The following is a 20,996-nucleotide window of genomic DNA, read 5'->3' as shown; positions in this document are numbered from 1 at the left end:
ATCTCCAATAACCGCTTGAAAACCTTCATTTTGACTGCGGTAAAATGTTATATTAAATGTTGAATTTAAATAAAATATGAAAGTGATTGATATAGGGAAATGGGTCATCAGATAAATAAAATTGTTAAACGACATCAGTACGTTGCACGAATTTCTACGGCGTTTATATACGCAGTGTTAGTTTCGATTGCGATGAATTTATTTTGGACACCGGGACACATCTATGCTTCTGGAGTTACGGGAGCGGCACAGGTGGCTGCTACGGTCTTAAAACGATTTTTTTCGATGGACGTTTCGGTCGCTATCTTACTTTTTGCGTTAAACGTCCCGTTATTTGTATTAGCTTGGAAGGCAATTAGTCCGCGGTTTACTATTTTTACCATTATCTCGGTTGGATTAGCCAGTATCATGATTAAGTGGATTCACCCGGTCACGTTAACTACCGATCCGATTATCTGTGCCCTCTTTGGTGGGGCAGTTAACGGTTACGGAACCGGATTAGCCCTTAAAAGCGGGATTTCAACTGGTGGATTAGATATTTTAGGGATCACGATTCTTCGTAAAACGGGGCACAGCATTGGAAGCATCAACATCGCCTTTAACATTTTGATTGTTACGGCCGCTGGTTTCCTATACGGTTGGCCCTACGCATTTTACTCAGCAATTGGGTTGATCGTTAACGCAAAAGTGATGGACATGACCTACACGCGGCAACAAAAAATGCAGGTGATGATTATTACAGATCGGCCTAAGAGCGTGATTGATAGTATCCAAAATAATATGCGGCGGGGGATTACCATTATCCATGGTGCAGAAGGTGCGTATAACCACAAAGAAAAAACGGTTCTTTTCACGATTGTTTCGCGGTATGAGATGCCGGAATTAGAAGCAGCGATGGAAGTTTCCGATCCGCACGCTTTTGTAAGTATTACGGACACAATTAAAATTCTAGGTCACTTTTACGAGCCGACCTTATAAGGGGTTATTTTCTTGAAGAAGTTATATTTGCTGCTAGTTCGGCTAGTTGATTGGTTTTTGCGACGACGTCCCACGCACTTTAAAATTGCGTATTTTATGAGTTTTACGGGGAACGCCAAGTTTATTAAACAATTAACCAGCCATTTTGGTACTGACGCGGTGCTGCTGGTTTATGAACCGGCTGTAAAAGCGGAGGTCCAACGCTTAAAAAGCGCGGGAGTGGTGCGCCACACGCTTGAGTTCCGCAAATTTCAAATAACCAGTTTTGTTAGGGGAATCCGGGCTGCCCGGGTTGCCCTATTTGATAATTACTATCCTGAATTAAGTGCGATTGCTAAATTGAAGGAACAATTTTTTATCCAAATCTGGCACGCTAATGGGGCAATTAAGGCTTTTGGCTGGGAAGACCCCAGCACCTATCATCGGTCAGTAGCCGACCAGCAACGATTTCAACAGGTTTATAATAGCTTTGACGAAATTGTGGTGGGGTCAGCTAAAATGGCAGAAGTCTTTGAACAAAGCTGGAAAGTTAGCTCAGCTAAACTTGCTCAAATTGGATACCCGCGTTCCGACCAATATTTTAATGAAGCCTGGGTACAAAAGGCCCGGGCCAAAGTTTTTCGGGATTATCCGCAGTTTAAAAAACAACGGGTGCTTTTATATGCGCCAACGTACCGCAAAGACGTTACGTTTGAGCTCCCCAAGGATTGGTCCCATTTGCAAGTTCCCGAAGATGCCGTTTTAGTGGTGCGGCTGCATCCGCACTTAAGCGAACTGGAACAGCAGCTGGTGGCGAATTCTCCAGATCGGGTGGTGCTAGTTGACCATCACGTTACCACCCAAGAGTTATTGTGTGTAGCGGATACGCTGATTACCGACTATTCTTCGATCGCATTTGACTTTAGCTTGTTAAATAACGCCAATGCGGTGATTTTCTTTACATACGATCTTGCACAATTTGAACAAACAGTTGGCATTCAAGCCAGCTTCAAACAGATGTTTTTCGACGAGCTAGTTGAGAACGTAGCCGAGCTCAACGTTGCTTTGCAAAGCCGCCATTCTAGCAAGAATAGTTTGCAAAAAATAAATCAACAGTGGAACGAGCTAAATGATGGCCATGCGGGAACCCGACTAATTCAGCAGATTGAAGGGATTTTGACGAATGCGTAAGCTCAAACAAGTACTTAAAATTATAATTCGATACGGTTTAATACTGGTTAATGATGCGTTGATCCAGTTGCCGGTTCATAAGGGCCGCGTTTTATTTGAAAGTTTTAATGGTAAGGGGCTGACGGATAATCCTAAGGCCATTTATGATGAATTACTTAAGGAGTTTCCGGAAAATCGTTCCCAGTTAGTTTGGGGCGTTAAGGGTGAATTTTACCAAGCAATGACTACTCGATTTCCGGAAGCTAAAATCGTTAAACGCTGGTCGTTAACTTGGATTTGGACTTCTGCAACCGCTGAATATTGGATTTTTAATTCGCGGATGCCAACCTGGTGGAAAAAGAACCGTCGGACCACCTACGTGCAGACTTGGCATGGAACCCCATTAAAGCACCTTGCTTTAGATATGGATCAGGTTAAGTTTCCCGGAAATAGTCGGGAACGTTACCTAGCAGAATTTGTTAAGGAGGCGGATCGTTGGAACTATTTAGTCGCAGCCAACCAATATTCAGCAGATATTTTTGAACGCGCATTTAGTTTTCATCACCAGTTTTTAAAAACTGGTTATCCGCGTAACGACGTTCTTTTTCAAAAGAATAACGTTGCTGCAATTGCCAAATTAAAGCAAAAAATTATTGGCAAGCCGGACTGCCGGGTGGTTACCTATGCGCCAACTTGGCGGGAAGATGATTTTATTAAGGTGGGGCATTATCATTTTCGTTGGCATTTTGATTTAGGTGAGATGCTGCGCGTTTTGCCTGACGACGTGGTGCTATTGATTCGTCCGCACTACTTAGTCACGGATCGGATTGATATTTCGGGCTACGAAGACCGGGTGGTGGTGGATTCCACTAACGACATGAACGAAATTTATTTGGTTACCGACTTATTAATTACCGACTATTCTTCAGTTATGTTTGATTTCGCCAATTTACGTCGACCAATGTTGTTTTTTGCCTACGACCTTGATTACTACCGGGATGATCTGCGTGGCTTTTACTTTGACTACTATCACGAACTACCGGGCCCCATTGCCACTACTGCGACAGATCTGCTCCGGGAAGTTCATCAGTTAGCGCAGAATGATTTTGCTATTTTAGATCAGTCGCGGTTTAACCAATTTGCTAAACGCTTTGTGCAATGGGAGCAGGGGGACGCTGCTCAACAAATTATTAAAAAAATTCACTACGGGAGGGATTAATCTTGATTATTGGATCACACGTCAGCATGAGTGGTAAAAAAATGTTTCTGGGTTCCGTGGAAACCAGCATTGCTAACGGCGCCAACGCCTTTATGATTTATACCGGGGCTCCTCAGAATACCCGGCGTAAGCCAATTACAGAATTAAAAATTGAGGAAGGCCAAGCACTTTTTAAACAACATAACTTTCAGGCAACGGTTATTCACGCGCCATATATCGTTAACCTGGGAAATACGTTAAAACCCGCGAATTTTAAATTTGCGGTTAACTTTTTACGAGAAGAAGTGCAACGAGCAGACGCGTTGGGAGCTAGTCAATTGGTACTCCATCCAGGCGCCCACGTAGGTGCGGGAGCAGACGCGGCAATTTCTTCAATTATTGAAGGGCTCAATCAGATCATCACGCCGGAACAGCAAGTTCAAATTGCGCTTGAAACGATGGCTGGAAAAGGTACTGAAGTAGCCACGAACTTTGAACAAATTCGTCAAATCATTGACGGGGTAACCCATAACGATAAACTTTCAGTTTGTTTTGACACTTGTCACACTAACGATGCGGGCTACGACGTGAAGAATCATTTCGACGATGTGCTGGCTGAATTCGATCAGGTGATCGGTTTAGACCGGATCGGGGTAATTCACCTAAACGACTCGAAAAATGGATTAGGGAGCCATAAGGACCGGCACGCCAACCTTGGATTTGGGACAATTGGTTTTGAAGCTTTATATCGCATTGCTCATGATGAACGCTTGGCGAAGATACCCAAGATTTTGGAAACTCCGCAGGTTAAGGATGCGGATGGCAAGAAGCATGCTCCTTACCGCCTTGAAATTCAAATGCTTAAATCAGGGGACTTTGATCCGGATTTATTAACGAAGGTCCTGCAAGAATAGTGATTGTTTAGGTGTTAAGCGTAGACTAGAACGGTGCATTGTAAAACACGCGTCAGAGAAAAGTCGAATAGTTGGTGAACGTTAACTAAAAATCGCTCATTATGCCAAACTTAGGCATAATAAGCGATTTTTAATTAAGCAGAATAAATTGAGTTTTGGCTTCATTAAAAACGATGCACCAAAATGATTTTTTGCCTCTTTTTGCTGATTGTGAAAATTAACGTAAATGCGCTAATTTTTGATACTGCTGGCTACTTAAGTGCCAGGCTCCAGAATGAACCACGGGAAGATTTTTAACCGTAATGGTGTGGTTCCGGTAGATAAAAGCGTCAATTTTGGCCGACGGATTAATTTGAACGATTTTAAAATGACGGAGCAACTGGCCGTTCTGAGGCTTTTTTGGGTGAACTCTCCGTGCTGACCCCAAATCGCCAAGGAGGTTAGATAAGTAACTAATTTTTTGATGATTAGTGATGGTGGCGATTTTACTTTGGTGTGCGTTATAAACTTGGGCATAGTCTTGCTTAGTGGCAGAGCTAGGACGATGCGTGAGGTGCCATCCTAAAGTAATGCTTCCAATTAACACTACCGCAAATCCTAAGAACACTAATGTTTTTTTCATATTAATCCCTTCTTAAATGAGGTTACGCGAGGCTTTCCATAATAATTGTCGCGGTTTCTTCGATTGATTTATTAGCCGTATTAATTACTAAGCAGCCGATTTTTTTAAATAGGTCGTCCGCAAATTGGAGTTCTTTATTAATGCTGTCCATATCTGCGTATGAAGAATCGGGGTTCAAACCGTATGAAATCATGCGTTGCCGGCGGATCCCGTTGAGAACTTCCTTGGTGGTGGTTAAACCAAAAATTTTATCGCGGTCAACCTGCCAAATTTCTTCAGGAATTTGGGTTTTAGGCACCAATGGCAGATTAGCTACTTTATACCCCTTATTAGCAAGGTAGAGTGATAACGGCGTCTTGGAAGTCCGTGAAACCCCTAGTAGAACGATGTCAGCTTTTAAGAAACCAGCGGGATCTTTACCATCATCGTAGGTTACCGCAAATTCCATTGCTGAGATCTTATCGAAATAGTTTTCATTAAGGGAGTGACGTCTTCCTGGAGTATTGGAAGAAGTTAGGCCGGTCTCCTCGGCAAAAAGCTGGATGGCGGGGGTCAGAACGTCAAAATATTTTAAATTTTTTTCTTGGCAAAAAGTTTTAGTGCGTTGGTTAAGCTTTGGATCAACAAATGTAGAAAAAATCATTGCCTTTTCCCGTTCAGCTTTTTTTAAAATGCTATCTAGTAAAGAAATGGTCTGGGTGAAGGGGTAGCGTGAAAAACGCAAGTGGGCATCTAAAAATTGGGCAGCGGCGGCGCGGGCTACTTGATCACCAGTATCTCCGACGGAATCGGAAATGATAAAAACGTTAGTAATTTGTTTGTTTTCTGTCATAATTAATTCGCTCCTGTTATCCTTTTATATGATAGTAACATAACTTTAAAAGGCAAGAAAACGGTTTCGATAAACAAATCGTTATGCAACTAGTTAATTATTTGTTGTTGACGGTATGGTTTAGTTCAGTTATAATGTTTAAGAAACATGAGTACTAAGTACGAATTGTTATTTCAAAGCTCGGAGGGAGGGAATCACATTGTCAAAAACAGTTGTTCGCAAAAACGAGTCACTTGATGACGCTCTTCGTCGCTTTAAACGTACGGTGTCAAAGTCTGGTACTCTACAAGAATATCGTAAACGTGAATTTTACGAAAAACCTAGCGTAAAACGCAAGTTGAAATCGGAAGCTGCAAGAAAGCGCAAGAACAAGAAACGCTTCTAATCCGATCATCGCTCCTGAATTTCAGGAGCTTTTTTTGTATACTAAAAGGAGAATAAAAATGGATTTTACAAAGCAAATTAACGACGACTTAAAAACTGCCATGAAGGCCCACGATAAATTAAGCTTAAGCGTAATTCGGATGATCAAGTCCGAACTTTTAAACGAACAAGGTCGGGTTGGTCACGAATTAACCGAAGATGATTTTGCTACGGTGATTAACCGCGCTTATAAGCAACGGAAAGATTCAATTGCTGAGTTCAAAAAGGGTAACCGCGATGACTTGGTAAAAGAAACTGAAGCTGAATTAAAGGTTGTTGAAAAGTACATGCCTAAACAACTAAGCGATGACGAATTGCAAGAAATCATTAACCAAGTAATTGAAGAGACCGGGGCAACTTCGAAGGCAGACTTTGGAAAAGTAATGTCGACATTGATGCCTAAAGTAAAAGGTAAGGCAGACGGTGCCAAAGTTAACGAAATTGTAAAAAATACCTTAGGTTAGGGGAAGGTAACGTGTCTGAAGAGTTGTTCGAAAAGAATCTCATATTATCAGATCCAAATTTAGAAATGTCACTGCTTGGTAATCAGGAACGCTTCGTGCCGATTATTGAGGAAGGGATGAACGTCAAGGTACTTCCGTTTGGCGAACGAATTACCGTAAGGGGCGCACAAACTGACGTAGAACAAACCATTGCAATTTTGAAAACGCTGGTTCAAGTTTTAAAAACCGGGGTGCAACTTAGCAGCACCGATTTCGTTAGTGCCATGAAGATGGCTGAAAAGGGAACCTTAAACTACCTGCCCGAGCTTTATTCAACGGTCTTAATTAAGGATGCGAAGGGTAAACCAGTTCGGATTAAGAACTTTGGACAGCGGCAGTACGTGGAATCAGTCAAGAATAACGACGTGACGTTTGGAATCGGTCCGGCCGGAACTGGTAAGACATACTTAGCGGTGGTGATGGCCGTGGCGGCTTTAAAGCGGGGCGACGTAGAACGAATCATTTTAACCCGGCCAGCTGTAGAAGCCGGTGAAAGTCTAGGATTTTTACCAGGTGACCTGAAAGAAAAGGTTGATCCATACCTCCGACCAGTTTATGACGCGTTGTATCAAATTATTGGGGCAGAACACACTACGCGTTTATTAGATCGTGGTGTAATTGAAATTGCGCCGTTGGCTTATATGCGCGGACGTACTCTCGATAACGCGTTCGTAATCCTTGATGAGGCCCAAAATACGACTAATCAACAGATGAAAATGTTCTTAACTCGTTTGGGATTTGGTTCTAAAATGATTGTTAACGGGGATGTGACCCAAATTGACTTACCGCGAGGCACCCGCAGTGGCTTGAAGGAAGCACAAATTGTGTTAAGTAACGTCAATAAGGTAGCGTTCGTTAACTTCACCGCTAACGACGTTATTCGCCATCCTGTAGTTGCGAAGATTGTCAAAGCTTACGACGAAAAAGAAGCGAAAGGATAATATGATGGATATTCAAATATTTGATCATACTGAAGAAGTACCCCAACAACATTTGGATTTAATTGCGAACATTTTAGACTTTGCCGGAAATTATTTAAAATTAGACGTGGCAACTGAAATTTCGGTTACCTTAATGCATAATGATGAAATTCAAAAAATTAACCGCGAATATCGCAACGTAGATCGTCCTACTGACGTAATTAGTTTTGCAATTAACGACGAAGATGAAGATATTATTATGGATCCTGAAATGGCAGAAGAAATTCCGGATAACATTGGGGATTTGATGATTTCGGTTGACAAAGTTGCTGAACAGGCGGAATTTTTGGGACATTCTTACGAACGGGAACTAGGGTTTTTATGTGTCCATGGTTTCTTACATCTTAACGGCTATGATCACATGAAAAAGGAAGACCAAGAAAAAATGTTCCCGCTTCAAAAAGAAATTATGAGTGCTTATGGTCTTGAAAGATAAACGCCAAACCGAAAAGAACCGCTCGCTAATCCAATCGATTGCCCACGCGATGTACGGGGTTAAAGATATTTTTCTACGTGAACGCAACTTCCGTTACCACTGTTTAATTGCGGTGTTAGTCGTTGGCTGTGGTTTAGCAATCCACTTGTCACTGATGGAATGGATTGCGATCGTGGTTTGTATCGGAGCAATGTTTGTGGCGGAAGCTTTTAATTCAGCAATTGAACGATTGGCGGACTTTGCTTGTAATGGCAAGTACCAATTTCTAGTTAAACAGGCTAAGGATGCCGCGTCAGCAGCGGTCTTACTAACCGCAGTATTCACCGTCTTGATTGGATTATTGGTTTTTGCACACCACTTTTTTTAAAATTAAGGAAACGGAATCGTGATTATGGAAGAAAATAAACAAGCTTTTCATTCGGGCTTTGTGGCAATCGTTGGCCGGCCTAACGTTGGTAAATCGACCTTTTTAAACTACGTTGTTGGTCAAAAGGTAGCGATTATGAGCGACGTCCCACAAACTACCCGGAATAAGATCCAAGGTATTTATACTACGGACCGCGAACAAATTGTCTTTATCGACACTCCAGGTATTCATAAAGCTCACAATAAACTAGGGGACTTTATGGTTCAATCCGCCATATCTTCGTTAAACGAAGTTGATGCGGTAATGTTTATGGTCAATGCGGATCAAAAACGGGGTGCCGGGGATAACTACATTATCGAACGGTTGAAGAAAATTAAAAATCGGCCAATTTATTTGGTGATTAATAAGATTGACTTAGTTCATCCAGACGAGCTGTTACCGATTGTTGATTCGTACCGGGATGCTTTGGATTGGACCGAGGTTTTCCCAATTTCAGCGTTACAAGGTAACAACATTAACGAGCTCTTAGCAACCTTGAGTAAACAGATGCCCGAAGGTCCGCAATATTACCCAAGCGACCAAGTTACCGATCATCCAGAACGGTTTGTGGTTTCTGAATTGATTCGGGAAAAAGTATTGCAGTTAACTCGGCAAGAAGTTCCCCATTCCGTAGCTGTAGTTATTGAATCCATGAAACCTGGTAAGGATGACCTCGTGGATATTAGCGCAACGATCATTGTGGACCGCCCCACCCAAAAGGGAATCATCATTGGCAAAGGCGGTCGGATGCTAAAAGAAATTGGCAGCCGGGCGCGAGTAGACATTGAACATTTACTAGGTAGCCGGGTTTATCTTGAACTATGGGTTAAAGTTTCTGAAGGATGGCGTGATAAACAAGGGATTTTGCAATCCTTCGGTTATAAAAAGGACGAATATTAAATATGAGCCAATTGGTGAACGCGGACTTTACTGGCATGGTGATGTTTGCCAAAAATCACCGGGAAAACGATTTGTTGGTTAAATTTCTTACCAGGGAATATGGTAAACGGATGTTTTTCATCAAGAATGCCAAAAAGAAGGATTTTAAGTTGCGTTCGGCAATTTTGCCGTTTACCCACGGTCGTTATTCGGGGTTAATTCGGAGCAACGGGCTGTCGTATATTAACGCTGCCCTAGACGTTAAACAGTTTGAAAATATTTTTCAGGATATTGAATTAAATGCCTACGCCACTTTTTTATTAAATTTAGTTGACGCTGCATTTGATGATAATTTTAAAATTGAAGCTTGGTTTGACCGGCTAGCCCGGGCGCTGACCCTGATTGACGCTGGTAACGATGCGGAAGTAATTACGGATCTAATTCAGATTCAATTGCTAAATTCCTTTGGGATTGCAATCGTTTGGGATCATTGTGTCGTTTGCGGCCGTCGAGATTTGGCATTAGATTATTCTGAGTCGCGAGGCGGGATGCTTTGTCAAAATCACTGGCATTTAGACGAACACCGCTGGCACCTTAGCGTTAAAGCAGCTAAAACCATGGCAATGCTTAGTTTGGTCAGTATTTTTAAATTAGGCCAGATTTCGGTTTCACCAGCAACTAAGCGAGAAATCTGGCAGTTAACTGAGCGGATTTATCAAGATCAAGTCGGGATTAACCTTAAAAGTCGTCATTTTATTGATCAAATGCAAAATTGGGCGCATTAATTATATTGACAACCAATTAAAAGTTTTTTATTATTATCTCTGTTAAATCGGACAGTGAAGAACAAAGCGGATTTTCCGTACTATTAGCGAAACCAGGATAGTGGAAGCTGGTTAGGAACGGTTCCGTGGGGCATTTGGAGTCCTTAAGAGATAAATATTTCAAGCTGTCGGTGAGAAATTAACTCACCGGAAGTAGGGTGGAACCGCGATAATTATCGTCCCTACGTAGTGTATTTTATGCTACGTAGGGGCTTTTTTTGTCCGTAAAATTTAAAGGAGGAACTTATGAATAAAAAGCTTTCGGTCCAAGAAATTATTTTAACTTTACAAAAATATTGGGCAGACCAAGGATGCATGTTGATGGAAGCCTACGATACTGAAAAGGGTGCGGGCACGATGAGTCCGTACACTTTCTTACGGGCAATTGGCCCCGAACCATGGAACGCTGCCTACGTAGAACCATCTCGGCGTCCAGCAGACGGTCGTTACGGGGAAAACCCTAACCGGCTTTACCAACATCATCAATTCCAAGTAGTGATGAAGCCGTCACCGGAAAATATCCAAGAACTTTATTTGGGTAGTTTAAAGGCTTTAGGGATTGATCCCCTCGAACACGATATTCGGTTTGTAGAAGACAACTGGGAAAATCCTTCAATGGGTTGTGCCGGTGTTGGTTGGGAAGTTTGGCTTGATGGAATGGAAGTTACCCAATTTACGTACTTCCAACAAGTGGGGGGGCTCGAAGTACACCCCGTTACCAGCGAAGTAACTTACGGACTAGAACGGCTATCCTCCTATATCCAAGACGTAGAATCCGTTTTTGATTTAGAGTGGGGAAATGGCGTTTCATACGGTGACATTTTTAAAGAACCTGAATACGAACATTCCAAATATTCATTTGAAGAATCAAACCAAGCAATGTTGGAAACCATGTTTAACGATTTTGAAGCCGAAGCTAACCGGTTAATCGAAAAAGGCTTAGTACACCCGGCTTACGACTACATCTTGAAATGTAGCCACACCTTCAACTTACTTGATGCTCGCGGGACGGTCTCAGTTACTGAACGAGCAGGATTCCTATCTCGAATCCGCAACATGGCGCGTAAAGTAGCCCGCGCATTTGTTGAAGAACGTGAAAAACTTGGTTTCCCATTATTAAAAAATGACGACAAGGAGGTAAAATAATGGCTCATAGTTATTTATTAGAAATTGGTTTAGAAGAAATTCCCGCACACGTGGTGACACCGAGCATCCAACAATTAGCACAAAAAGTTGCTAAATTTTTGAAGGAAAACCGGCTCAGCTATGATTCTATTGAGCAATTTTCGACACCTCGTCGTCTAGCAATTCGAATCAATGGACTTGGCGATCGTCAGCCAGATATTGAAGAGGATGCTAAGGGGCCTGCCCGGAAAATTGCCCAAGATGCGGATGGCAATTGGACAAAAGCGGCGATTGGTTTTACTAAAGGGCAAGGCTTAACAGTTGACGACATTACCTTTAAAACCATTAAAGGCACGGAATACGTATACGTACACAAGCTAATTCAAGGTAAAACTACCCAAGAAATTTTGCCAGGCATTAAAGACGTGGTGGAATCATTGAACTTCCCAACCATGATGAAGTGGGCGAACTACGACTTTAAATTTGTAAGACCGATTCGCTGGTTGGTTTCCATCTTGGACGACGAGGTTTTGCCTTTCCAAATTTTGGACATTAAGGCCGGACGGCAAAGCCAAGGCCACCGTTTCTTAGGTAAAGCGGTTGACTTAGCTAATCCAAGTGAGTACGAAGAAAAGCTACAAGCTGAATTTGTGATTGTTGACGCAGAAAAACGCAAAGCGTTGATTCGCGAACAAATTCAAGCAATCGCCCAAGAAGAAAACTGGGAAGTGACGCCGAACGCTGACTTATTAGAAGAAGTAAATAATCTGGTAGAATGGCCAACGGCATTTAGCGGAAAATTTGATCCTAAGTACTTGGCAATTCCCGAAGAAGTTTTAATTACTTCCATGCGTGATCATCAACGGTTCTTCTTCGTGCGGAATCAGGACGGCAAGCTGTTGCCAAACTTTATTTCCGTACGGAATGGAAACAAGGAACACCTAGAAAACGTTATTCGTGGAAATGAAAAAGTGTTAACAGCTCGACTTGAAGATGCTGCCTTCTTCTACGACGAAGATCAAAAGAATTCGATTGACTACTACGTTGACCGACTTAAAAAGGTTAGCTTCCACGATAAAATCGGTACTATGGCAGAAAAGATGACGCGGGTCGGCTCCATCGCTCAAGTAATTGCTAAAATGCTCGGATTAGATGCAGAAACAGCTGAAGACTTGCAACGTGCTGCAGCAATTTACAAGTTTGACTTGGTTACTGGGATGGTAGGTGAGTTCCCTGAATTACAAGGGGTGATGGGTGAAAAGTATGCTCTATTGAAGGGCGAAAAACCAGCCGTAGCGCAAGCCATTCGGGAACACTACATGCCAAATAGTGCGGAAGGCGAACTTCCTGAAAGCACTGTGGGAGCAGTATTAGCTTTAGCCGATAAGTTTGACAATATCTTTAGCTTCTTTAGTGCAGGAATGATCCCAAGCGGTTCAAATGACCCGTATGCTTTACGGCGTCACGCATACGGGATTGTTCGAATTCTTGCTCAACGTGATTGGTCACTAGACTTGAACAAATTTGAAGAAGCTGTTAAGCAAGCGTTGGCGGACGACCAAACTAGCTTTGGGGTAGACGTAGATAAAAACTTTGCCGAAGTGGTGGAATTCTTCAATGACCGAATTAAGCAATACCTTGATCACCAGTCGGTTAGCTATGATATTGAAGATGCCGTGCTTGCCGGAAGCCAGCACAACGTAACGACAATCATTGCGGCTGCCGAAGTGCTAACTAACGCGAAGGCTGCGGATTCCTTCAAAGATGAGATCGAGGCCTTAACCCGGGTACAACGGATTGCTACTAAAAACACCACTGCCGGTGACTTGGCAGTTGATCCGCAATTATTCAATAACGAAACTGAAGGTAAGCTCTTTGACTTGATCACTAAGATTGAAGCGATGAATGATTCGGACATGGCAGCCTTCTTTAAGGAATTGACTAGTTTGACCCCAGCAATTACCGAATATTTTGACGCTACCATGGTAATGGATAAAGATGCAAAGATTAAAGCAAACCGGTTAAACATGATGAGCCGTTTAGCAAACTTGGTTCTTCGTGTTGGAGATTTGACTAAGGTAATGGTTAAATAAAAATTGAAATTTTAAAAAAAGCTGCGAGCTCGCTAGCGAGGCTGTGGCAATAGTTATTTAAAATCTGTTGACAGTGATTGAAAAGTGATTACTGCCAACAGATTTTTTGGTGGAGTGAAAAGGTTAGCAGGGCTGCCGGTGTCTTCGCTAGTTTTTAGAATTTTTTGTGAAATTTTTGGGGGAGGTTGAGATAGCTTAGTCTATAAATGAGGTAATCCCAATATTTAAGTACTTATTTAACATACTTGACAAAAGTGTTAATTATAGGTGCGTTTTGATTGCTTATTAGTAGGGAGTGCTGTAATATACTATCGTATGAGTCTATCTTACGGAAGTGGGTGATAGAATGGCTGGTATGATTCCAGAAGAAGTTATCGACAACGTCCGGTCCGCCGTGAACATTGTTGATGTAGTTAGTCGATACGTTCAGTTGAGAAAAGCTGGAAAAAATTTGTTTGGCATTTGCCCATTTCACGATGAAAAAACACCTTCTTTTTCAGTATCCGAAGATAAGCAGATTTTTCACTGTTTCAGTTGTGGACGTGGAGGAAATGTATTTAAGTTTTTGATGGATCTGGAAAAAATTAGTTTCCCAGAAGCCGTCCGGCGCGTGGCGGAGTTTGGCAACGTCCCCCTAGACGATAAGTACGTAAAGAAGTCTCCTAAGTCAGCTTATTCAGCGACTCAAAGTGAGATGATTGGCTTATATGAAAAGGCTGCTGAACTTTATCACCACGTGTTGGTGAATACGCAATTAGGTGAAAAGGCCCTCGCGTATTTAAAAAAGCGGGGAATTACTGAAGCAGACATGCAGGATTTTGATTTAGGGTTTGCACCGGCAGACCAAGATTTGCTGTTAAGTTTTCTTAAGGAACAGCAAATCGATCAAAAACAAATGCAAGATTCAGGACTATTTATTGAAACAGCAGACGGTTCGTTAAAGGACCGGTTTTTTAATCGAATCATGTTCCCAATTAAAGATAATAATGGGAAGATTGTCGCTTTTTCCGGACGGAGCTTGGTGAAGGATGACCAACATCCGAAATATTTAAATAGTCCGGAAACTAGCATTTTTAACAAAGGAAAGGTACTCTATAACTTTTCGCAAGCCCGCCCTGAAATTGTCCAAAAGAAAACCGTTATTTTATATGAAGGGTTTATGGATGTAATTGCAGCTCACCGGGCCCAAGTGGCTAATGGAATTGCCACGATGGGAACTAGTTTGACAGAAGACCACGTGCGAGCGCTTAAAAGAGTTGCCTCCCGTGTAGTAATCTGCTTTGATGGCGACGAGCCCGGCCAACGTGCAATTGCGAAGGCCATTGCGTTAATTAAACAGACTAGTGATTTGCAAATCAGCGTCATTTTTATCCCGGATAACCGTGATCCTGACGAATACGTGCGGGATAAGGGCGTTGAGTCTTTTCAAAAACTAATGAATCAGACTGGGGAATCCAGTACGGCATTTTTATTGAAATTTGACCGGATGGGTTTAAACTTAGCTAACGAAAACGATCAGCTGGAATACCTAAAAAAAGCTCTCCAACGGATTGGTGAATTAAATGACGCCTTGGAACAAGACCTATATCTTAACCAACTTGCTGAAGAATTTAGTATTGATAAGCGTGATTTGAAAAACCAGTTAAGGGAAAGCGTGGCTGATCGGATTGCGCATACTCCTCGGCAGTTTGATCCGGGTCCGGCCCCCGCGCCGCCACCTACTTTTGAAAATCAAGTTGAGAAAACTGAAAATACTCCTAAGAAGCTATCAAGTGTGGATATTTCGCAGTACCGGTTGTTAGCCCGCGCACTTAATCATCACGACGTATGGTTGAAATTACAAAGCTTACCGGATTTTTATTTTCCAAATGAGCAACTGGAAACTATTTATATGTTGGCTGGAGGATACCTAGCCAAGAATCAAGAATATGATGCGGCAGATTTCATGGATTATTTGAAGGAACCAGAGTTACAGTCGGTAGTGGCTAATATTGAGTCGATTAATTTGAGCCCCGATTACACAGAAGAAGAAATCGAAGACTACATTAGTTTGATTAAGGACGTGGCCCCGCTCAGCGAACAGATTTCAAAAGTTAAGTCGGATTTAAACGAAGCTACCAGATTAGGTAACCAAGAATTACAACAGCAATTAACGCTAAAACTTATTTCTCTTTATCAAAAACAACAACAGCTCCAAAATTAGAGGGGGAACAGCTAACTATGGCAAGTAAAAAAAGTGAAATCAAACGTAAAAAGAGTGAAAGTATCATTTCTTCACCAGAATTTAAAAAGGCAGTTAACCAAATTATTAAAGCACAAAAAAGTGAACACAAGGTTAAGTACACTAAGCTTACCCGTGATTTGATCGATAAATTCAAGTTGACTGACGAAGACGTGGATGACTTAATTCAACGGATCGAAGACGCCGGAATCAGTGTGGTTGACGAAAACGGTGACCCGAGTGAAAAGGCCTTAAAGGCACAAGAGATTTCAAAGGAAGAATTAGACGATACTAAAGCTCCGGCCGGAGTTAAAATTAACGATCCGGTTCGGATGTATCTAAAAGAAATTGGCCGGGTTTCACTGTTAACTGCCGATGAAGAAGTTGCCCTAGCCCTCCGAATCGAAAAGGGTGACGAACGTGCAAAACAAGAACTTGCCGAAGCTAACTTGCGTTTAGTAGTTTCAATTGCTAAGCGGTACGTTGGCCGGGGAATGCAGTTCCTTGACCTCATTCAAGAAGGAAACATGGGCTTAATGAAGGCCGTTGAAAAATTTGATTACCAAAAGGGATTCAAATTTTCTACCTACGCGACCTGGTGGATTCGGCAAGCAATTACGCGTGCGATTGCTGACCAAGCGCGGACAATCCGGATCCCAGTTCATATGGTAGAAACCATCAATAAATTAATCCGGATTCAACGGCAATTGCTTCAAGATTTAGGCCGTGAACCAATGCCCGAAGAAATTGGTGCAGAAATGGACATGCCTTCGGATAAGGTTCGCGAAATTCTTAAAATTGCTCAAGAACCAGTATCTTTGGAAACTCCAATTGGTGAAGAAGATGATTCACACCTAGGCGACTTCATTGAAGACCAAGAGGCAACTAGTCCTGCTGACCATGCGGCTTATGAATTGCTTAAAGAACAACTAGAAGGCGTTTTGGATACCTTGACAGACCGAGAAGAAAATGTTCTCCGGCTTCGGTTTGGGTTAGATGATGGCCGGACTCGCACCCTTGAAGAAGTGGGAAAGGTCTTCGGCGTAACTCGTGAACGGATCCGGCAAATTGAAGCAAAGGCTTTGCGGAAACTGCGCCATCCTTCACGTTCAAAACAATTAAAAGATTTCTTAGATTAGCATTTAAAGAGGTTCCATACAGGTCGCAGATTTGTATAGGGCCTCTTTTTGGGATAGCATAAAATAAATACAAAAAATACCGGGAGTTTATTTTCATGAATTCAAATAATTTATCGCCACGACTAAAAGTAGTTGCGAGTTTAGTTCCAAAAGGATCCAAAATTGCCGATATTGGTTCGGACCATGCTTATTTAGCGATTAACCTGGTTAGAAATCAAATTGCAACGGCTGCGATTGCTGGGGAAGTTGCCCCGGGGCCGTTAACTAATTCCAAAATGGAAATTGAAAAGAATCAGGTTAGTGATTTGATTGATGCGCGGTTAGGTGACGGATTGGCAGTCCTAAACCCAGAAGATCATGTTGACGTGATTTGTATCGCGGGGATGGGTGGCCTGTTGATTCGGCGAATTCTAGAAGAAGGCCAAGTAAAGTTATCTGGAGTGCAACGATTGATTTTACAGCCTAACGTTGGGGAATACGAACTGCGGGAGTGGCTCATCACCCACGGATATCAAATCACTCATGAAGATATTGTGGCTGAAGATTATCACCTTTATGAAATCATCGTTGCTGAGCCAGGACAAATGCAATTGACCGAAACTGAATTAACGTTTGGCCCATTTTTAATGCAGGCTGCTAACGCTACTTTCTTGCGAAAGTGGCAGCGGGAGTTGAAACGGCTAAAATCAATTCAGGATAATTTAGAACGACATCCAGAACATGGTGACGAAAAATTAGCGGAAGTATCAAAAAAGATTGCGCAAATTGAGGAGATGTTGACTAATGTTGGCGAAACAATTAATTGAACGTTTTGAAGAAATGGCACCTAAAGAAAGTGCTTTTCCTAAGGATCCGGTCGGATTGCAGATTGGGGATCTTAACCAGCCCATTCACCGCGTATTAGTGACTTTAGACGTCCGTCCCGAGGTTGTGGCAGAGGCAATTACCAAAGGATGTGATTTTATATTCTCACATCATCCGTTGATTTTTCGACCGGTGCGTAATCTGGATTTGACCGTACCACAGAATCAAATGTACGCTACCTTAATTAAACATTCCATTGGGGTTTACTCCGCCCACACTAACCTAGACGTGGCGGCGGGTGGTATGAACGATTGGTTAGCACAAGCAATGTCCCTTACGGAAGTGCAACCCGTTTATTCTGCGCACTACGACCGCAATATTGGACGAATTGGCAGTTTGGCACAACCCCAAACGGTGAGTGAGTTTGCCAAGACCTTAAAAGAGGTCTTCCAACTTGACGGTTTGCGGGTAGTTGCTGAAGATAACCAGGCATTGGTCCGTAAAGTAGCGGTCGTAGGCGGTGACGGCGGTAAATTTTATCCAGAAATGATGGCGGCCGGCGCGGACGCGTTTGTTACTGGCGACGTGTATTATCATACTGGTCACGATATGCTGGCGGATCACCTTAATGTTTTTGACGTGGGACACAACGTGGAAAAAATCTGTATTGATGAATTAACAAAGTTATTTAGCCAATGGAAGGCGACGAACCAATGGCAAGTTGAGGTTTGTCCGTCAACGGTGAATACCAATCCTTATCAATTTATGTAGGGGGTAATTGAATGAATCCTGAAAAAATGACTACTGCGTTACAAGAAGCACTGGGTGAGGCGCAACAAATTGCGGTTAACCGTCAGCACCAAGAAATTGGGGTTCCGGAATTGTTTAAATTTTTAGCCCAACCAGATCAAACGGTGGGAACTTTACTCTCGGAGCTCGGAGTTAGCAACCAGACGGTCCAAGCAGAATTAGACCGCGAATTAGCTCAAATTAGCATCGTTAGTGGTAGCCAAGTTAGTTATGGTCAATCAATCTCTACTGAATTAAATCAATTATTAATTCAAGCAGAACAGCGTCGACAAAAGCTGCAGGATGAATTCATTGCGGTGGATACGGTATTCTTAGCGTTGTTTGATTTGAATAATAATGAATTTGCTAATTTTTTAAAACAGCAGGGAGTAACTGCTAAAAAAGCATTAGAGAAGATTGAAGAATTTCGTGGAGGTGAAAAAGTGACGTCCAAAGAACAGGAAAGCGGATATAAAGCACTAGAGAAATATGGTACGGACTTAGTAAAACGTGCGCATAACGAGAATCCCGATCCGGTGATTGGTCGGGATGAAGAAATCTTAGACGTAATTCGAATTTTATCACGGAAAACCAAAAATAACCCGGTTCTAATTGGAGAACCCGGAGTCGGAAAAACTGCCATTGTCGAAGGATTGGCACAACGAATTGCAAAGGGAGACGTTCCTAGTAATTTAGCCAATAAGACCATCATTTCCCTAGACATGGGGTCCTTAATCGCCGGAGCCAAGTACCGGGGAGAATTTGAAGAACGCTTAAAGACGGTCCTCAAAGAGGTCGCAAAGGCGGATGGCCAGATTATTTTATTCATCGATGAAATTCACACAATCGTTGGCGCTGGCAAGACCGAAGGCAGCATGGACGCTGGTAACTTACTCAAACCAATGTTGGCACGTGGTGAACTCCACCTAATCGGGGCTACGACGTTAGACGAATATCGCGAAAACATTGAAAAGGATAAAGCCTTAGAACGGCGGTTCCAACGGGTTTTGGTAAAGGAACCTTCGGTAGAGGACACGATTAGTATTTTACGAGGGCTAAAGGAACGTTTTGAAATTCATCACGGTGTGCGAATCCATGATAATGCATTAGTGGCGGCAGCCAAGTTATCTAGCCGGTACATTACCGACCGTTATTTGCCAGATAAGGCAATTGACCTGATTGACGAGGCTTCTGCAAAGATTAAAGTGGAAATGAACTCAAACCCTACCGAACTTGATCAAGTTAACCGCCAGTTGATGCGGCTGCAGGTTGAAGAACGGGCGTTAAAAAACGAAACGGATGAAGAATCCGCAAAACGCTTAAAGGCACTGCAAAAGGAATTGGCAACTACTAAAGAGGAAAAAGTTAAGTTAGAATCTCGTTGGGCGGCCCAAAAAGCGGAAATTAAAAAAATCAGTGATAAGAAAAACGAACTTGATAAGGCAAAACATGACTTACAAGAAGCTGAAAGTGCCTACGACTTAGATCGGGCAGCGGTTCTCCAGCATGGTACCATTCCAACTTTGGAAAAAGAACTGCAGGATTTAGAAAATGAGTCTGAAAACACTCACCAAGAATGGCTTGTTGAAGAGTCGGTTACTGACAGAGAAATCGCCCGGGTAATTAGTCAAATGACTGGAATTCCGGTTGCGCGGTTAGTAGAAGGCGAAAGGGAGAAACTACTTCATTTAGCGGATAAATTACATCAGCGAGTAATTGGACAAGACGAAGCAGTTCAGTCCGTAGCCGATGCCGTGTTGCGCTCTCGAGCAGGTTTACAGGATCCTAACCGGCCCATTGGTTCATTTATGTTCCTAGGGCCAACTGGAGTAGGGAAAACTGAATTGTCGAAAGCTTTAGCTGAGGCTTTATTTGATTCGGAGGACAACATGGTTCGGATTGACATGTCCGAATACATGGAAAAAGAATCGGTCTCCCGGTTAGTGGGAGCTGCACCAGGGTATGTAGGATATGAAGAAGGCGGACAATTAACCGAAGCGGTTCGCCGAAACCCATATTCCATCGTCCTCTTCGATGAAATTGAAAAAGCTCATCCGGAAGTCTTCAATATTTTATTGCAAGTGCTTGATGACGGTCGTTTGACGGATGGCCAAGGGCGAACGGTTAACTTCCGAAATACTATTTTAATCATGACTTCTAATTTAGGTTCGGAATTATTGTTAAAGAACCAGTCGGAAAATTCCATTGACGCAGATATTCGGCAACAAGTTCGCGACGTCTTACAAGGATACTTTAAGCCGGAATTTTTAAACCGGGTCGATGATATCATCATGTTCACGCCGTTAAGTAAGACGGATGTTCGCAAAATTGTTCGAAAATTAGTTACTCAATTATCTGACCGGTTGGCAGACCAAGAGATTAAGTTGAATATTTCAGAACCTGCCCAGGATTACATTGTCCAACAAGCGTATGATCCGGCATATGGCGCACGGCCATTGCGACGTTACATCGTCAAGAATGTAGAGACGCCATTGGCTAAGGAGATTATTAGCGGACGGGTAAAACCGAAGTCAGCAGTAATGATTGACGTGCTCAATGACCAATTGGTTTTTCAAAATGAAGCCCCAATTAAATAATGGTTGATAAAACAAAAAACAGGCTGGAATGTAAGTAATTCCAACCTGTTTTTACTTTTTATAGGGTTGCTATCTGGTTAAATT

General features: G+C 42.5%; 20 protein-coding genes. 18 read left to right on the top strand and 2 right to left on the bottom strand.

Annotation, left to right across the window (positions count from 1 at the left end):
- Nucleotides 1–99: 99 nt before the first annotated feature.
- The 4 genes from HMPREF0623_RS02695 to HMPREF0623_RS02680 are packed head-to-tail and all read left to right on the top strand — an operon-like array spanning nucleotide 100 to nucleotide 4,239.
- Complete coding sequence (locus HMPREF0623_RS02695; protein WP_002830347.1) at nucleotides 100–978, top strand: YitT family protein; 879 nt, start codon at nucleotides 100–102, stop codon at nucleotides 976–978.
- A 12-nt stretch (nucleotides 979–990) separates the two neighbouring features.
- Nucleotides 991–2,148, top strand: coding sequence for a CDP-glycerol--glycerophosphate glycerophosphotransferase (locus tag HMPREF0623_RS02690; RefSeq protein WP_004165945.1), 1,158 nt, complete (start codon nucleotides 991–993; stop codon nucleotides 2,146–2,148).
- Nucleotides 2,141–3,346, top strand: a complete 1,206-nt coding sequence (locus HMPREF0623_RS02685; RefSeq protein WP_002830344.1) for a CDP-glycerol glycerophosphotransferase family protein — start codon at nucleotides 2,141–2,143, stop codon at nucleotides 3,344–3,346. Before HMPREF0623_RS02690 ends, HMPREF0623_RS02685 begins: the two co-directional genes overlap by 8 nt.
- A 2-nt stretch (nucleotides 3,347–3,348) precedes the next feature.
- Nucleotides 3,349–4,239, top strand: a complete 891-nt coding sequence (locus HMPREF0623_RS02680; RefSeq protein ID WP_004165944.1) for a deoxyribonuclease IV — start codon at nucleotides 3,349–3,351, stop codon at nucleotides 4,237–4,239.
- A 217-nt stretch (nucleotides 4,240–4,456) separates the two neighbouring features.
- Here the strand turns inward: HMPREF0623_RS02680 and HMPREF0623_RS02675 are convergent, their stop codons facing one another.
- Nucleotides 4,457–4,861 carry a hypothetical protein gene (locus tag HMPREF0623_RS02675; protein ID WP_004165943.1) on the bottom strand — a complete coding sequence of 135 codons (405 nt, stop codon included), beginning with the start codon at nucleotides 4,859–4,861 and terminating at the stop codon, nucleotides 4,457–4,459.
- A gap of 22 nt (nucleotides 4,862–4,883) precedes the next feature.
- The gene (locus HMPREF0623_RS02670) at nucleotides 4,884–5,693 is read right to left on the bottom strand and encodes a pyruvate, water dikinase regulatory protein (protein WP_002830341.1); all 810 of its coding nucleotides are present in this window, start codon (nucleotides 5,691–5,693) and stop codon (nucleotides 4,884–4,886) included.
- A gap of 199 nt (nucleotides 5,694–5,892) precedes the next feature.
- Here HMPREF0623_RS02670 and rpsU point away from each other — a divergent pair, with 199 nt between their 5' ends.
- The 14 genes from rpsU (at nucleotide 5,893) to clpB (ending at nucleotide 20,912) form a co-directional block, all read left to right on the top strand.
- Nucleotides 5,893–6,078: a 30S ribosomal protein S21 gene (rpsU, locus tag HMPREF0623_RS02665; protein ID WP_002830340.1), complete on the top strand. Its 186-nt coding sequence runs from the start codon at nucleotides 5,893–5,895 to the stop codon at nucleotides 6,076–6,078.
- Between the two features lie 58 nt (nucleotides 6,079–6,136).
- The gene (locus HMPREF0623_RS02660; RefSeq protein ID WP_002830339.1) at nucleotides 6,137–6,580 is read left to right on the top strand and encodes a GatB/YqeY domain-containing protein; all 444 of its coding nucleotides are present in this window, start codon (nucleotides 6,137–6,139) and stop codon (nucleotides 6,578–6,580) included.
- Between the two features lie 11 nt (nucleotides 6,581–6,591).
- Complete coding sequence (locus tag HMPREF0623_RS02655) at nucleotides 6,592–7,560, top strand: PhoH family protein (protein WP_002830338.1); 969 nt, start codon at nucleotides 6,592–6,594, stop codon at nucleotides 7,558–7,560.
- A gap of 4 nt (nucleotides 7,561–7,564) precedes the next feature.
- Nucleotides 7,565–8,035: an rRNA maturation RNase YbeY gene (gene ybeY, locus HMPREF0623_RS02650; RefSeq protein WP_002830337.1), complete on the top strand. Its 471-nt coding sequence runs from the start codon at nucleotides 7,565–7,567 to the stop codon at nucleotides 8,033–8,035.
- Entirely contained in the window at nucleotides 8,019–8,402 is a 384-nt protein-coding gene (locus HMPREF0623_RS02645) for a diacylglycerol kinase family protein (RefSeq protein ID WP_004165942.1), read from the top strand. Before ybeY ends, HMPREF0623_RS02645 begins: the two co-directional genes overlap by 17 nt.
- A gap of 24 nt (nucleotides 8,403–8,426) precedes the next feature.
- Nucleotides 8,427–9,341 carry a GTPase Era gene (gene era / locus HMPREF0623_RS02640; protein ID WP_002830335.1) on the top strand — a complete coding sequence of 305 codons (915 nt, stop codon included), beginning with the start codon at nucleotides 8,427–8,429 and terminating at the stop codon, nucleotides 9,339–9,341.
- Nucleotides 9,342–9,343: 2 nt separating this feature from the next.
- Nucleotides 9,344–10,105 carry a DNA repair protein RecO gene (gene recO / locus HMPREF0623_RS02635; RefSeq protein WP_002830334.1) on the top strand — a complete coding sequence of 254 codons (762 nt, stop codon included), beginning with the start codon at nucleotides 9,344–9,346 and terminating at the stop codon, nucleotides 10,103–10,105.
- 285 nt (nucleotides 10,106–10,390) lie between these two features.
- Entirely contained in the window at nucleotides 10,391–11,290 is a 900-nt protein-coding gene (glyQ, locus tag HMPREF0623_RS02630) for a glycine--tRNA ligase subunit alpha (RefSeq protein ID WP_002830333.1), read from the top strand.
- Nucleotides 11,290–13,362, top strand: a complete 2,073-nt coding sequence (gene glyS, locus HMPREF0623_RS02625) for a glycine--tRNA ligase subunit beta (protein ID WP_004165941.1) — start codon at nucleotides 11,290–11,292, stop codon at nucleotides 13,360–13,362. Before glyQ ends, glyS begins: the two co-directional genes overlap by 1 nt.
- A 346-nt stretch (nucleotides 13,363–13,708) precedes the next feature.
- Entirely contained in the window at nucleotides 13,709–15,565 is a 1,857-nt protein-coding gene (gene dnaG, locus HMPREF0623_RS02620; protein ID WP_002830330.1) for a DNA primase, read from the top strand.
- Nucleotides 15,566–15,582: 17 nt separating this feature from the next.
- Nucleotides 15,583–16,722, top strand: a complete 1,140-nt coding sequence (rpoD, locus tag HMPREF0623_RS02615; RefSeq protein ID WP_002830329.1) for an RNA polymerase sigma factor RpoD — start codon at nucleotides 15,583–15,585, stop codon at nucleotides 16,720–16,722.
- Between the two features lie 95 nt (nucleotides 16,723–16,817).
- The gene (locus HMPREF0623_RS02610) at nucleotides 16,818–17,528 is read left to right on the top strand and encodes a tRNA (adenine(22)-N(1))-methyltransferase (protein ID WP_004165939.1); all 711 of its coding nucleotides are present in this window, start codon (nucleotides 16,818–16,820) and stop codon (nucleotides 17,526–17,528) included.
- Nucleotides 17,506–18,297, top strand: coding sequence for a Nif3-like dinuclear metal center hexameric protein (locus tag HMPREF0623_RS02605; RefSeq protein WP_004165938.1), 792 nt, complete (start codon nucleotides 17,506–17,508; stop codon nucleotides 18,295–18,297). Before HMPREF0623_RS02610 ends, HMPREF0623_RS02605 begins: the two co-directional genes overlap by 23 nt.
- An 11-nt stretch (nucleotides 18,298–18,308) precedes the next feature.
- Complete coding sequence (gene clpB / locus HMPREF0623_RS02600) at nucleotides 18,309–20,912, top strand: ATP-dependent chaperone ClpB (RefSeq protein WP_004165937.1); 2,604 nt, start codon at nucleotides 18,309–18,311, stop codon at nucleotides 20,910–20,912.
- The last annotated feature ends 84 nt before the right edge of the window (nucleotides 20,913–20,996 follow it).

The sequence above is a fragment of the Pediococcus acidilactici DSM 20284 genome (assembly GCF_000146325.1).
Lineage (GTDB): Bacteria > Bacillota > Bacilli > Lactobacillales > Lactobacillaceae > Pediococcus > Pediococcus acidilactici.
The sequence above is the reverse complement of the archived record's forward strand: the minus strand, read 5'-3'. Positions and strand labels throughout refer to the sequence as shown.

Coding starts and splice junctions, on each gene's coding strand:
- recO (WP_002830334.1), top strand. CDS start 9,344: ATGAGCCAATTGGTGAACGCGGACTTTACTGGCATGGTGATGTTTGCC.
- HMPREF0623_RS02660 (WP_002830339.1), top strand. CDS start 6,137: ATGGATTTTACAAAGCAAATTAACGACGACTTAAAAACTGCCATGAAG.
- clpB (WP_004165937.1), top strand. CDS start 18,309: ATGAATCCTGAAAAAATGACTACTGCGTTACAAGAAGCACTGGGTGAG.
- HMPREF0623_RS02695 (WP_002830347.1), top strand. CDS start 100: ATGGGTCATCAGATAAATAAAATTGTTAAACGACATCAGTACGTTGCA.
- HMPREF0623_RS02670 (WP_002830341.1), bottom strand. CDS start 5,693: ATGACAGAAAACAAACAAATTACTAACGTTTTTATCATTTCCGATTCC.
- glyS (WP_004165941.1), top strand. CDS start 11,290: ATGGCTCATAGTTATTTATTAGAAATTGGTTTAGAAGAAATTCCCGCA.
- rpoD (WP_002830329.1), top strand. CDS start 15,583: ATGGCAAGTAAAAAAAGTGAAATCAAACGTAAAAAGAGTGAAAGTATC.
- HMPREF0623_RS02645 (WP_004165942.1), top strand. CDS start 8,019: ATGGTCTTGAAAGATAAACGCCAAACCGAAAAGAACCGCTCGCTAATC.
- HMPREF0623_RS02605 (WP_004165938.1), top strand. CDS start 17,506: ATGTTGGCGAAACAATTAATTGAACGTTTTGAAGAAATGGCACCTAAA.
- HMPREF0623_RS02685 (WP_002830344.1), top strand. CDS start 2,141: ATGCGTAAGCTCAAACAAGTACTTAAAATTATAATTCGATACGGTTTA.
- ybeY (WP_002830337.1), top strand. CDS start 7,565: ATGGATATTCAAATATTTGATCATACTGAAGAAGTACCCCAACAACAT.
- HMPREF0623_RS02610 (WP_004165939.1), top strand. CDS start 16,818: ATGAATTCAAATAATTTATCGCCACGACTAAAAGTAGTTGCGAGTTTA.
- dnaG (WP_002830330.1), top strand. CDS start 13,709: ATGGCTGGTATGATTCCAGAAGAAGTTATCGACAACGTCCGGTCCGCC.
- glyQ (WP_002830333.1), top strand. CDS start 10,391: ATGAATAAAAAGCTTTCGGTCCAAGAAATTATTTTAACTTTACAAAAA.
- HMPREF0623_RS02675 (WP_004165943.1), bottom strand. CDS start 4,861: ATGAAAAAAACATTAGTGTTCTTAGGATTTGCGGTAGTGTTAATTGGA.
- era (WP_002830335.1), top strand. CDS start 8,427: ATGGAAGAAAATAAACAAGCTTTTCATTCGGGCTTTGTGGCAATCGTT.